The sequence below is a fragment of the Pseudomonas hefeiensis genome, from assembly GCF_030687835.1.
Taxonomy (GTDB): Bacteria; Pseudomonadota; Gammaproteobacteria; order Pseudomonadales; family Pseudomonadaceae; genus Aquipseudomonas; species Aquipseudomonas hefeiensis.
Genome location: NZ_CP117449.1, coordinates 4980141 through 4992789, shown reverse-complemented (window position 1 = coordinate 4992789; position 12649 = coordinate 4980141). Strand labels below are relative to the sequence as shown.

Genomic DNA, 12649 nt, shown 5'->3' with positions numbered 1-12649 from the left:
GAAAGCCCTCCAGTACGAGAGGGCGATCATAGATCAAAAATCCGTTGGGGGCCGTTGCGTGTTCCAGCGGGAGCAAGCGCACGACACCTGTTCCGGTCGCGACCAGATCCACAGGTTGCCCAGGCCCATGCCCGCGAGCGCCAGGTAAATTGGCCAGCCGTGGTCGAGCATCAGCAGCATCAAACCGGCGCAGAACAGCATGCTGGCGGTGGCACCGACCTTGGCCCTGCGCGGGATGACCTTGCCGTTGCGCCAGTTGTGCAGCATCGGCCCGAACAGTCGATGGTTCTCCAGCCAGGTGCTCAGGCGTGGCGAACTGCGGGTCGCGGCCCAGGCGGCCAGGAGGATGAACTCGGTGGTCGGCAGGCCGGGCACGACGATGGCGATCAGGCCGATGGCCAGGCTTGTGTAGGCGAGCAGGGCGAAGAGCAGTTGGGTGATTTTCGAGGGGCGGTTCATCAGCGTTTTTCAGTCATGCACATTTCCCTGTGGGAGCGGGCTTGCTCGCGATGGCGGTATTGCTGTCGACGAGGATGTTGAATGTGCTGGCCTCTTCGCGAGCAAGCCCGCTCCCACAGTGGTTCTGTGTCGGACATTGAATTTTGTGTTCACTGGAGATTGAGTGTGGGAGCAAAGCTGCTCGCGAAGGCAGTGTGTCAGCCAACATATTCGCTAACTGACACTCCGCCTTCGCGAGCAAGCCCGATCCCACAGGGAATAGTGGTGAATTGTCAGGCCAGTTCAGCTTCATAGGCGTGCCCTAGCAACACCGTAAACCGATTGAAGGCATCCAGCGCGCCTTTGTCCGCTTCGGCTTCCTGCTGTTCGGTGAAGGCCAGGCCGTCGAGGGTGCGGGTGAAGGTTTTCCAGCCTTCGGCGCGCCCGCCAGCAGGTTCTGCCAAATGCCGGGCGCCGAAGGTTTCGCTCAGCCCCAGGCCCACGGCACGCTTGATCAAAAATGCAGCACCGAGCTTGGAGCCTTCGGAGACAAACAACCAGCCCAGGGCTTCGGCCTGGGTCGGATTTTTTACCGCGCCGGCCACCGGTGCAGGCACTGCGGTGTCCAGGTCTGCCAGATCCGCCTTGGCTGCTTCTGCCCGGCAACGGGCCGGCAGGTCGGGAATCAGTGCGGAGAGTTCTGCGTCGTTGTACAGCGCCACCAGCTCCGACTGGAACAGGTACTGGGCGACGACGAAACGGGCGAAGCTGGCCGGGGTTTCGAACGGGGCATGAGCCTTGACCAGCGCGTCGAGCTTGCTGTGGGGCTCGTGGGTGATCTGGTTCAGGCGTTGGGCGCGTGAAACGGGGCGTTGTGTGGTCATGAAAAATTCCTTGTTATGAAAACATTGTGGCGACGGGGATCTGCGCTGGGCTGTGGGAGCAAAGCTTGCTCGCGAAGCAGGCGCCTCGATTTCTTCAAAGACCGCATCACCTTCATCGCGGGCAAGCCTTGCTCCCACATGACGCTCCTCACCACAGGTAGTTTGTTTTGCCTGAACGCTGGATCAGATATCCCAGATCAGATTGACCGCGAAGTTACGCCCAGGCTGGGTCAGCCGGTCGAGGTTGGCGGGGCTCAGTACCGCGGCTTCGCCAACGCTGTCGTAGCCGCGCACGTCATCCCACAGCCAGTACTTCTTGTCGGTGAGGTTGTAGAGACCACCGCTGACGGTGATGTCGTGGGTCACCTTGTAGAAACCGGTCAGGTCGAGGATGCCGAAGCCCGGGGTCTTGAACTGGCTGCTGACGCCATCGGGCGAGTTGAAGTTGCTGTCGTCGACACGGTCTTTTTTCCTGACCAGGGTCCAGTTGAGCAACGTGCCGAACCGGTCCTGCTCGTAACCCAGGCCGAACACGCCGGTCAGCGGGTTGACGCTGTTGATCGGCTCGCCGGTGTCGTTATTGCGACCGTAGGCATAGGCCACCGAACCTTGGGTGTACAGGCCTTGTGGTGCGCCGAACAGATCCAGGTTCAGGCGTCCCTTGACCTCGGCCCCCTTGATGGTGGCGTGCTTGATGTTGTTGCTCTGGAAGGTCAACTGGTCGGCGCCGGGGGTGATGGCGTCCTCGTTGATGAAATCGCGGTACTTGTTGTAGAACACTGCCACGTCGAATGAACCGGAATCGAAACGGCCCCGCAGGCCAGTCTCATAGCTTTTGCTTTTTTCCGGTTCCAGATCGGGGTTGGGTTCTACGCTGTAGCCGGCGCCGGGATTGTCAAAACGACCATACAGGGCCTTGGCGGTTGGCGTGCGGAAGCCTTCGGCGTACTGGCCGTACCAGGTGTACTGGTCGGTCAGGGCGTAGGTCAGGCCGAATTTGGGCGAGACGCGATGCCAGGTCTTGTTCGTGTCGCTGACTTCACCGCCGCTGGTGGGGTCCACGGTGTTGAGGAATGCCTCGGTCAGGTGCGGCTTGAGCCGCGTGTAGTCGTAACGCAGGGCCGGCGTGAAAGTCCACCGGTTCCAACTGATCTGGTCCTGGGCGAACAAGCTGTAGGTGTTGATGGTCGGGTCCGGGAAGTCACTGGCTTTTTCCAGTACGTCCCGGGTGCTGGTGGCACCGACGGCGGAGCAACCCACGCCGACGGCCAGGCAGACGCCGTTGCCGCTGCGCGAACCGGTGACTTTCTGTTGCTTGATCGTGGTGCCGTAGGTCAGCGCGTGATCGGTGTCGGCGAGGCTGAAGGCCTTGTCCAACTGGGCGTCGAAAACCCACTGTTTTTCTTCGTAGAGGGTCTCTCGGGTACGTAGCACCTGGCGGGTGATGGGGAAGTAAAACTCGGCGGTGCTCTGGTCGGTCTTGGCGATCTGGTGGTTCAGGCTCCACTTCACGTTGTCGGCCAGCAGGCTGTCGAGGGCGAAACTATGCTCCAGGCCGAAGCGCTCGCGGCTGATGGTGTCGTTACCGGTGCGCCACTGATACATGCCGCCGGGCAGCACAAAGTCAGGAATCGCCGGCTGGCCGTTGGAGTAGGGGCCGCCATAGGCGCTTTTCAGATCGGTGTCTCGGTCATCCTTGTACTTCTCGTAGACCAGGCCCAGGCGCGAGTCATCGTTGTAGTTCCAGCCGAGCTTGGCCAGCACATTGTGGGTGCGCACGTCTTCCGGGTTGGCCGCGGTGCGGTCCAGGCCGGTGCCGTTGTTATTGCCGTAGGACTCGGTTTCATGGCCGTCGCGCTGGCTGTAATGCAACAGGCCGTCGAACGGCCCGCTGCGGCCGGCGACGGTGGCGGACTTGAGCCAGCTTTCGTCGGCGGAGCTGTAGCCGGTCTTCAGGCGGGCGCCGACGTCCTTGCCAGGCTTGATGATGTCGTCCGGGTCGAGGGTGAAGTAGCTGACGGCACCGCCGATGGCATTGCTGCCGTACAGCACCGAGGCCGGGCCGCGGAGGATCTCCACGCGCTTGACGATTTCCGGGTCCACGTAATTGCGCTGGGTCTTGGCGTACGGGCCGTTGAAGAAGCCATCGGGAATTTCCACCCCGTCGACCTGCGTCAGGACCCGGTTGCCGTCGATTCCGCGAATGTTGTAGCCGCTGATGCCGCCGCGCTGGCCCGCACCTCCCACCGAAACACCGGGTTCATAGCGCACCAGATCCTTGAGGGTGTTGACGTTGTTGCGGTCCAGTTCCCGCCGGTCGTGGACGGAGACAGTGCTGGGAACGCTGGCGATCTCCTGTTCCTGGCGTGTGGCGCTGATAGTCACCTGTTGCAGGTTCAGGACGCTGCTGGTGCTGTGTTTTTGCAGAACAATGCTGGTGTTGCCCAGCTTGCGGTAGCTCAGGTTGGTCCCCACCAACAGGCGCTCCAGGGCTGTTTCCGCTGGCAGCGAGCCGTTGACGCCCGGCGACGCAACGCCTTCGGCCAGTTCTGCGGGCAAGCCGACCTGCCAGCCTGTGACGGCGGTGAACGCATTCAGCGCCGAGACCAGCGGTTGCTGGGCAATGGCAAAGGTGTAATCACCGATATTGCGCGCAGGTGGCTGCACGGCGGTGGCGGCCAGGGCGGCCGGCGCGGTGCCGGCCATCAGGATGGCGGCGGTCAGCAACGACAGCGTGCAGGCAGGGGCAAGGGACCGGCGGGTAAGACGAGAGGACATCGATAGCGCTCCGTGTCGCATCTGTTATAGGTGCAGATGATCTCGCTAGATGCGAATCAATTGCATTGGCTATAACGAGACGAACCAGCGAGGCCTATCGAGTAAAAATAATTCTCATTTAGTTCAGGATCACCAGCGCCGGGAATTCCTGGAGACGGGCAGAGGTGATGTGGGCCAAAGAGCGGACCACGTCCAGCGGCTGGTCGAGGCGGTAATTGCCAGTCACTGCGACCTGGGCCAACTGTGCGTTGTTGTTGATGATCCAGCCGGGGTAGTAGCGTCGTAGCTCGGCCAGTACCTGGTTCAGCGGTTGATTCTCGAACACCAGTCGCCCCTGGACCCACGCCAGATCGGTACTGGCATCCATCCGGGCAGGGCGGTCGAAGCCGTTGGGGCCGATGCGGATGCTTTCCCCGGCCGACAACCTGACGTGGGCGTCATAGCGCGTGGCCCGCAAATCCACATCACCGCGCTGCACCTGTACCTGCGTCACGCCATCAAGGTAGCGCACCGCGAAGGTGGTGTTGCTGACGCTGGCGATGACCGGCCCGGCGTCGATTTGCAGAGGCAGGTGGCGAGTGTCCGGGACTTCGAAAAACGCCTCACCTTTGTACAATCGGGCCATGTGCTGTTGTTCGTTGAAACTGCTGGAGAAGGCCGAATCGGTGTTGAGCAGGACCTTGGAGCCGTCCTCCAGTTGCAGGCGCTGGCGTTCACCGACCACGGTCAGGTGATCGGCCTGCAGACGCAGGGGCAGGTCGCTGAAGTTGAACAGGCCCAGAAACAGCACTGCAGCGGTGGCCAAGGGTTTCCAATGGGCGCGCAAGCGTGACAGTGCGCTGGTTTGGGGACGGGCTTTGAGTTGCCGGGCGCTTTGCATCACTTGCGGGCCGTTCCAGATCGCCTGGGCCCGCTTGAATGCCTGACCATGGCGCGGATCGGCCGCCAGCCAGGCCTCGAACTGCCGGGTCTGCTCCTCGCTGGGGTGGTCCAGCAGAATCAGCCAGTCCAGCGCCTGTTCCATGGCATGGGCGGTGTCCTGCGCCGCAGCGTGCTCAGGGGCACGTTGTTTGTCTGTCACGGTGGTTCCTCGCAGTGTCTTTTGCACGGCTATTTAGCGTCAGCGACCAAGCCTAGCAGGGCCGCAGGCCAGCGCAATCGGCGACGGCCTCTTAGAGAAAATCCTTACAGGCTCAGTCGCAACCAAGGCGTTCTGCCACGCCCACACAGATCGCCATGATCAGCTTCAGTTCCTTCTGCACGGTGCTCAGCGACACGTCCAGTTGTTTGGCGATGTCCTGGTAACTGTGACCATGCAGGCGACTGAGGATAAAAATCTGCTGCTGTCGCGGGCTTAGCGCTTGCAGGCTGAGATTGAGGCGTTCGAGCATCTGCTCGGCATGGGCCGCGTCCTCGGCGCTGCTTTGGGGAGCGACCACGTTGTGGACAACTGCCTGCGGCACGTCGTCCAGCAGGGTCCGGGACTGAATACGCCGCGCACGCAAGTGGTCCAGCGCCAGGTTACGGGCAGTCTGGAAAACGAAGGGTTCGAGATGCTCGACCGTGCGCTCGCCCAAGGCACGAGTGACCCGCAGGTAGGTTTCCTGAAGCAGGTCTTCGGCGGTGCTGGGGTTGTTGACCATGCGCTGGAGGGTGCGCAGCAGTGGCGTACGCTGGGCAAGGAAGACGTGATGAAAGCGCGATTGACTCACGGTAGGGCCCGATCTGGTTTGACTAGATGATAATGCTTATCATCTATCGGGTAGGTCAAGTCTTCATTTCACCACGCCGAATCCATGTGAGAGCAAACCTTGGGAGCAGGCTTGTGGGGGCAAAGCTGTGTGAGCAAACCTGTGGGAGCAGGCTTGTGGGGGCAATCCTGTGTGAGCAAAGCTGTGGGAGCAGGCTTGTGGGGGCAATTCTGTGTGAGCAAACCTGTGGGAGCAAAGCTTGCTCGCGATGACATCGTCACATGCAGCACCTGTGCTGGCTTTGAAATCGCTATCGCGAGCAAGCTTTGCTCCCACAGGCCTGTTCCCACAGGTTTGCTCTCACAGCTTTGCCCCCCACAGGCCTGCTCACACAGCTTTGTTCTTACAGGCTCGCCCCACATTGGCCTGCAGTGGGTTACTCGGCGTTACACAACGCCAGGCAGTTATCCAGCATGCGGTTGGAGAAGCCCCATTCGTTGTCATACCAGGCCAGTACCTTGAGCAGCTTGCCGCTGGCCTTGGTGTGGTTGGCGTCGAAAATCGACGACAGCGGATTGTGGTTGAAATCGCTGGAGACCAGCGGCAGGGTGTTGTAGCCGAGGATCTTCGAATGCTGGCTGGCCTGGCGCAGCAGTTCGTTGACTTCTTCGGCCGACGCTTCACGCTTGAGCTGCACGGTCAAATCCACCAGCGACACATTGATCACCGGTACGCGCACGGCCATGCCGGTCAGCTTGCCTGCCAGTTCCGGCAACACCAGGCCCACCGCCTCGGCCGCGCCGGTCTTGCTCGGGATCATGTTCTGGGTGGCCGAACGGGCGCGGTACGGGTCGCTGTGATAGACGTCGGTCAGGTTCTGGTCATTGGTGTAGGCATGGATCGTGGTCATCAGGCCGCTTTCGATGCCCAGTTCGCGGTGCAGCACTTGAGCCACCGGGGCCAGGCAGTTGGTGGTGCATGACGCGTTGGAAATGATCTGGTGAGACTGGCGCAAAATATCGTGGTTCACACCGTACACCACGGTGGCGTCGGCACCCTTGGCCGGGGCCGAGATGATCACCTTGCGGGCGCCGGCGCTGATATGGGCGGCGGCCTTGGCGCGGTCGGTGAACAGACCGGTGCATTCGAACACGACGTCGATCTTTTCGGCGGCCCAAGGCAGTTCGGCCGGGTTGCGGATGGCGCTGACCGAGATACGGTCGCCATTGACCGTCAGGCTTTCGTGATCGTGCTGCACCTCGGCATCGAAGGTGCCATGGACCGTGTCGAACTTGAGCAGATGAGCATTGATTGCACTGTCGCCCAGGTCGTTGATGGCGACGATCTGCAAGTCGCGACGATAGCCTTGGGTATACAGTGCACGGAGGACGTTGCGGCCGATGCGGCCAAAACCATTGATTGCGATTCGAAGAGTCATTAACTGCGCCGCCGTCGATTTGTTGTTGGAATTACAAGATTATTCGCATAAAAATAGAAAACAAGCCTTTTTAGTGGCAATATTTTGTTTTATCTACAACGAGTGACCTGAATCAACTGGTCCGAATGGTCAAGAAATCCGCTGTCGCCCAATGCGTGGCGGGGTTTTGACCAGCATAGACAATCAGGTCGCCACACCCGTTAGCCTGGAGTTCTACACATGCATCCCCGCGTTCTTGAGGTCACCGAACGGCTTATCGCCCGCAGCCGCGCCACGCGTCAGGCTTACCTTGCATTGATCCGCGGTGCAGCCAGCGACGGTCCGATGCGCGGCAAGTTGCAATGCGCCAACTTCGCCCACGGCGTGGCCGGTTGCGGTACCGAAGACAAGCATCACCTGCGGATGATGAACGCTGCCAACATCGCCATCGTGTCTTCCTACAACGACATGCTCTCGGCCCACCAGCCCTACGAAACCTTCCCGGAACAGATCAAGAAAGCCTTGCGCGAGATTGGCTCGGTCGGCCAGTTCGCCGGTGGCACGCCGGCCATGTGCGATGGCGTGACCCAAGGTGAGGCGGGGATGGAGCTGAGCCTGCCGAGCCGCGAAGTGATCGCGCTGTCGACGGCGGTGGCGTTGTCCCACAACATGTTTGACGGCGCGCTGATGCTCGGCATTTGCGACAAGATTGTGCCGGGCCTGATGATGGGCGCGCTGCGTTTCGGTCATTTGCCGACGATTTTCGTGCCGGGCGGGCCCATGGTCTCGGGCATTTCCAACAAGCAGAAAGCCGATGTACGTCAGCGCTATGCCGAGGGTAAGGCCACCCGCGAGGAGCTGCTGGAGTCGGAGATGAAGTCCTACCACAGCCCCGGCACCTGCACCTTTTACGGCACCGCCAACACCAACCAGTTGTTGATGGAGGTGATGGGCCTGCATTTGCCGGGTGCCTCGTTCGTCAACCCGAACACGCCGTTGCGTGACGCCCTGACCCGCGAAGCGGCGTTCCAGGTCACGCGCCTGACCAAGCAGAGCGGCAACTTCATGCCTATCGGCGAAATCGTCGACGAGCGGTCGCTGGTCAATTCTGTTGTCGCGCTGCACGCCACCGGCGGTTCCACCAATCACACCTTGCACATGCCGGCCATTGCCATGGCCGCCGGCATTCAGCTTACCTGGCAGGACATGGCCGACCTCTCCGAGGTGGTGCCGACCCTGAGTCACGTCTACCCGAACGGCAAGGCCGACATCAACCACTTCCAGGCGGCGGGCGGCATGTCGTTCCTGATCCGCGAATTGCTGGAAGCCGGCTTGCTCCACGAAAACGTCAACACCGTGCTCGGTCACGGCTTGAGCCGCTACACCCAGGAACCGTTTCTCGAAGACGGCGAACTGGTATGGCGCGAAGGCCCGATCGAAAGCCTCGATGAAAACATCCTGCGCCCGGTGGCCCGTGCGTTCTCAGCCGAGGGCGGGTTGCGGGTGATGGAAGGCAACCTGGGGCGCGGCGTGATGAAAATCTCGGCAGTGGCTCTGGAAAACCAGGTCGTCGAAGCTCCGGCCATGGTCTTCCAGGATCAACAGGACCTGGCCGATGCGTTCAAGGCTGGCCTGCTGGAAAAAGATTTTGTCGCGGTGATGCGCTTCCAGGGCCCGCGCTCTAACGGCATGCCGGAGCTGCACAAGATGACACCGTTCCTCGGCGTGTTGCAGGATCGCGGTTTCAAAGTGGCGTTGGTGACGGATGGGCGCATGTCCGGCGCGTCGGGGAAAATTCCGGCGGCTATCCACGTCAGCCCGGAAGCCTATGTCGGCGGTGCATTGGCCCGGGTGCAGGAGGGCGATATCATCCGCGTCGATGGCGTCAAAGGCACTCTGGAATTGAAAGTGGACGCCGAGGAATTCGCTGCGCGCACACCGGCCAAGGGCTTGTTGGGCAACAACATTGGCACCGGTCGCGAGCTGTTTGGTTTCATGCGCATGGCCTTCAGCTCGGCAGAGCAGGGTGCCAGCGCCTTCACTTCTGCCCTGGAGACGCTTAATTGAAACTGGCTTTGGTCGGTGACATCGGGGGGACCAACGCACGGTTCGCCTTGTGGAAGAACCACAACCTGGAAAATATCCAGGTGCTGGCGACCGCGGATTATGCCTGCCCCGAAGATGCCATCAAGGTTTACCTGAGCGGTATGGGCATGAAACCGGGTTCTATCGGTTCGGTGTGCCTGTCGGTGGCGGGGCCCGTCAGCGGCGATGAGTTTCGCTTCACCAACAATCACTGGCGCTTGAGCAACCTGGCATTCTGCAAGACCCTGGAGGTCGAGAAGCTGCTGCTGGTCAATGACTTTTCGGCCATGGCCCTGGGCATGACGCGCTTGCGTCCCGATGAATACCGGGTTGTCTGTGAGGGCACGCCGGAGCCGTTGCGGCCGGCGGTGGTGATTGGTCCAGGCACCGGGTTGGGCGTCGGTACGTTGCTGGACTTGGGTGAGGGCCGGTTTGCGGCGTTGCCGGGCGAAGGCGGGCATGTCGACCTGCCCATGAGCAGCCCGCGGGAAACCCAGCTCTGGCAGCACATCTACGACGAGATCGGTCATGTCAGCGCCGAAACCGCCCTGAGCGGCAGCGGGTTACCTCGGGTGTACCGTGCCATCTGCGCGGTGGATGGCCATACGCCGGTGCTCGACACGCCCGAATCCATTACCGCCGCCGGTCTGGCCGGAGACCCCATTGCCCTGGAAGTACTCGAGCAGTTCTGCCGCTGGCTGGGGCGCGTGGCCGGTAACAATGTGCTGACGGTGGGTGGGCGTGGCGGTGTATACATCGTCGGCGGGGTGGTCCCGCGATTCGCCGATTTTTTCCTTGAAAGCGGTTTCGCCCGTTGCTTCGCCGACAAGGGCTGCATGAGCGATTACTTCAAGGGCATCCCGGTCTGGCTGGTGACGGCACCGTATTCCGGGCTGATGGGCGCGGGTGTGGCGTTGGAGCAAAGTTAAGACCGAGTCGCTTGCATCGCGGGCAAGCCTTGCTCCCACAAGATGTGCGTGATCTTGCGGGTGAGCACTGTGGGAGCAAAGCTTGCTCGCGAAGGCGGTGTGTCATTCAACATCAGTCGGTGACTGATGCGCCGCTTTCGCGAGCAAGCCCGCTCCCACAAAGGTTCTGTGGTGTTTGTAGATTCCGTCCATCAGGCATAATCCGCTCCAACCCAAACAACAAGGACGAGGCCCCGTGAGTTCAGTGAACAAATCGATTTTGTTGGTCGACGACGACCAGGAGATTCGCGAGCTGCTGGACGCGTACCTCAGTCGCGCGGGTTTCCAGGTGCGTACTACCCCTGATGGCGCCGGGTTTCGCCAGGCACTGAACGAAGGCCCCAGCGATCTGGTGATCCTCGACGTGATGTTGCCCGACGAGGACGGCTTCAGCCTCTGCCGCTGGGTTCGCCAGCACCCGCGCCAGGCCCACGTGCCGATCATCATGCTCACCGCCAGTTCCGACGAGGCTGACCGGGTCATTGGCCTGGAGCTGGGGGCCGATGATTATCTGGGCAAGCCCTTCAGTCCGCGTGAATTACAGGCGCGCATCAAGGCCTTGCTGCGTCGGGCGCAGTTTGGCCAGGAACGCTCCGGCGGCGAAGTGCTGGCCTTCGACGAGTGGCGGCTGGACATGGTCAGTCATCGGCTGTTCCATGCCGACGGCGAAGAGGTGATCCTCTCTGGCGCCGATTTCGCCTTGCTCAAGCTGTTTCTCGACCATCCTCAGGAAATCCTCGACCGCGACACCATTGGCAACGCCACTCGCGGTCGTGAGTTGATGCCCCTGGACCGAATCGTCGACATGGCGGTCAGTCGCCTGCGTCAGCGCCTGCGTGACACCGACAAGCCGCCAAGGCTGATCCGCACGGTGCGCGGCAGTGGTTATCAACTGGCGGCCAGTGTGGTTGCCAGCAATGGTCATTGACTGGGTCAAGAAAATCGCCCGCCGGGTGCCGGTGCCGCGTTCGTTGCTCGGAAGAATGCTGCTGCTGACCCTGCTGGTGGTGCTGTTCGCTCAGACCCTGTCCAGTCTGATCTGGGTCTCGCAACTGCGCGCCACCCAGCTCGAAGGCCTGGTCACCAGCGCCCGTAGCCTGGCCCATTCGATGACTGCCAGTGTCAGCTATCTACGCTCGTTGCCGGTGGCTTACCGGCCATTGGTGCTGGATCAGTTGCGCAGCATGGGCGGCACGCGGTTTGTCGTTACGCTCAACGACAAACCCCTGGGCATGGACGTGCTGCCGGTTACGCCGCGCAAGCTGGCGGTGCTCAAGGCGGTGGACGACGTACTACGAAAATCCCTGGGCAATAGCGCCGACATCTCGGTGAAGTTTGTCAGCCCCGAAGACCTGCGGATTTTCAACGGCGGCCTGAAGCTTGATGAATTGCCGCGTTCCTGGGCTCACTACGCCTTGACGCTTGAGCCGGTGAACCCGCCGGTGCTGGTCACGCAAATCCAGATGGCCCCGGGCGAATGGCTGTACATCGCCTCGCTGCTGCCCGAACCCTACACCAGCCTTGAAGAGCAGAGCCTGCCAGCGCAGCAGGTCGGTTTCATCGTGCTGACCAGCAGCCTGTTGTTGCTGTTCATCGGTTTGCTGGTGCATTGGCAGAGCCGCCCCCTCAAACGTCTGGCCCGGGCAGCACGCGACATGTCCCTGGGCGCCGAAGTGGAGCCGGTAGCCGAAGGCGGCGGCAGCGAAGTGGTGGAAGTGGGCAGGGCATTCAATGCCATGCGTGAGCGCATCAGCCGTTACCTGACCGAACGCAGCCAATTGTTCAGCGCGATTTCCCACGACTTGCGCACGCCCATTACCCGTCTGCGGCTGCGAGTGGAGTTGCTGGAAGACGAAAACCTGCAGGCTAAGTTTGGCCGGGACCTGGACGAACTGGAGCTGTTGGTCAAAGGCGCTCTGCAATGCGTCAAGGACACCGACATCCACGAAAACATTGAGCCGGTGGACCTCAACCATGTGCTCGACTGCCTGGTCGAACCGTACCTGGCGCCCAATGGCAACGGTCGGGTGACCCAGGATGGCCGGGCGCTGGCGCCTTATCCTGGCAAGCCGCTGGCCCTCAAGCGCTGCATCGGTAACCTGATTGATAACGCCCTGAAGTACGGACAGAACGCCCACCTGCACATCGATGACGATGAAACCGCATTCATCCTGCACGTCGACGACGAGGGGCCGGGCGTGCCGGAGCAGCGGCTGGAACAAGTCTTCGAACCGCACTTTCGCCTGGCCGGGCAGCAGCAGGGGTATGGATTGGGACTGGGCATCGCCCGCAACATCGCCCATAGCCATGGCGGCGAAGTCAGCCTGCAAAACCTGCGCGAAGGTGGGTTGCGGGTGACGTTGCAGTTGCCTCGCAGTGTGGATTGAT

General features: G+C 61.4%; 10 protein-coding genes. 4 read left to right on the top strand and 6 right to left on the bottom strand.

Going from position 1 to position 12649, the window contains the following annotated elements; all coding sequences use genetic code 11:
• Positions 1 to 33: 33 nt before the first annotated feature.
• The 6 genes from PSH57_RS22415 to gap all read right to left on the bottom strand — a co-directional run bounded on the left by PSH57_RS22415 (position 34) and on the right by gap (position 7229).
• Positions 34 to 459, bottom strand: coding sequence for a YbaN family protein (locus PSH57_RS22415; RefSeq protein ID WP_305385626.1), 426 nt, complete (start codon positions 457 to 459; stop codon positions 34 to 36).
• A gap of 272 nt (positions 460 to 731) precedes the next feature.
• The gene (locus PSH57_RS22410; RefSeq protein ID WP_305385624.1) at positions 732 to 1322 is read right to left on the bottom strand and encodes a biliverdin-producing heme oxygenase; all 591 of its coding nucleotides are present in this window, start codon (positions 1320 to 1322) and stop codon (positions 732 to 734) included.
• Between the two features lie 183 nt (positions 1323 to 1505).
• Complete coding sequence (locus PSH57_RS22405; RefSeq protein WP_305385621.1) at positions 1506 to 4100, bottom strand: TonB-dependent receptor; 2595 nt, start codon at positions 4098 to 4100, stop codon at positions 1506 to 1508.
• Between the two features lie 118 nt (positions 4101 to 4218).
• Positions 4219 to 5124: a FecR family protein gene (locus PSH57_RS22400; protein WP_422766109.1), complete on the bottom strand. Its 906-nt coding sequence runs from the start codon at positions 5122 to 5124 to the stop codon at positions 4219 to 4221.
• A 169-nt stretch (positions 5125 to 5293) separates the two neighbouring features.
• Positions 5294 to 5812 carry an RNA polymerase sigma factor gene (locus PSH57_RS22395; RefSeq protein WP_305416109.1) on the bottom strand — a complete coding sequence of 173 codons (519 nt, stop codon included), beginning with the start codon at positions 5810 to 5812 and terminating at the stop codon, positions 5294 to 5296.
• Positions 5813 to 6227: 415 nt separating this feature from the next.
• Positions 6228 to 7229 carry a type I glyceraldehyde-3-phosphate dehydrogenase gene (gene gap, locus PSH57_RS22390; RefSeq protein WP_188252317.1) on the bottom strand — a complete coding sequence of 334 codons (1002 nt, stop codon included), beginning with the start codon at positions 7227 to 7229 and terminating at the stop codon, positions 6228 to 6230.
• A 219-nt stretch (positions 7230 to 7448) separates the two neighbouring features.
• Between gap and edd the strand changes: the two genes are divergently transcribed.
• From edd to PSH57_RS22370, 4 genes are all read left to right on the top strand, one after another.
• Entirely contained in the window at positions 7449 to 9275 is a 1827-nt protein-coding gene (edd, locus tag PSH57_RS22385) for a phosphogluconate dehydratase (protein ID WP_305385616.1), read from the top strand.
• Entirely contained in the window at positions 9272 to 10222 is a 951-nt protein-coding gene (locus PSH57_RS22380; RefSeq protein WP_305385615.1) for a glucokinase, read from the top strand. Before edd ends, PSH57_RS22380 begins: the two co-directional genes overlap by 4 nt.
• A 235-nt stretch (positions 10223 to 10457) precedes the next feature.
• Entirely contained in the window at positions 10458 to 11189 is a 732-nt protein-coding gene (locus PSH57_RS22375; RefSeq protein WP_305385614.1) for a response regulator, read from the top strand.
• Positions 11179 to 12648: an ATP-binding protein gene (locus tag PSH57_RS22370; RefSeq protein WP_305385613.1), complete on the top strand. Its 1470-nt coding sequence runs from the start codon at positions 11179 to 11181 to the stop codon at positions 12646 to 12648. The genes PSH57_RS22375 and PSH57_RS22370 overlap by 11 nt, the downstream gene beginning before the upstream one ends.
• Position 12649 lies beyond the last annotated feature (1 nt).

Coding starts and splice junctions, on each gene's coding strand:
- edd (WP_305385616.1), top strand. CDS start 7,449: ATGCATCCCCGCGTTCTTGAGGTCACCGAACGGCTTATCGCCCGCAGC.
- PSH57_RS22370 (WP_305385613.1), top strand. CDS start 11,179: ATGGTCATTGACTGGGTCAAGAAAATCGCCCGCCGGGTGCCGGTGCCG.
- PSH57_RS22415 (WP_305385626.1), bottom strand. CDS start 459: ATGAACCGCCCCTCGAAAATCACCCAACTGCTCTTCGCCCTGCTCGCC.
- PSH57_RS22410 (WP_305385624.1), bottom strand. CDS start 1,322: ATGACCACACAACGCCCCGTTTCACGCGCCCAACGCCTGAACCAGATC.
- PSH57_RS22405 (WP_305385621.1), bottom strand. CDS start 4,100: ATGTCCTCTCGTCTTACCCGCCGGTCCCTTGCCCCTGCCTGCACGCTG.
- gap (WP_188252317.1), bottom strand. CDS start 7,229: ATGACTCTTCGAATCGCAATCAATGGTTTTGGCCGCATCGGCCGCAAC.
- PSH57_RS22400 (WP_422766109.1), bottom strand. CDS start 5,124: ATGGAACAGGCGCTGGACTGGCTGATTCTGCTGGACCACCCCAGCGAG.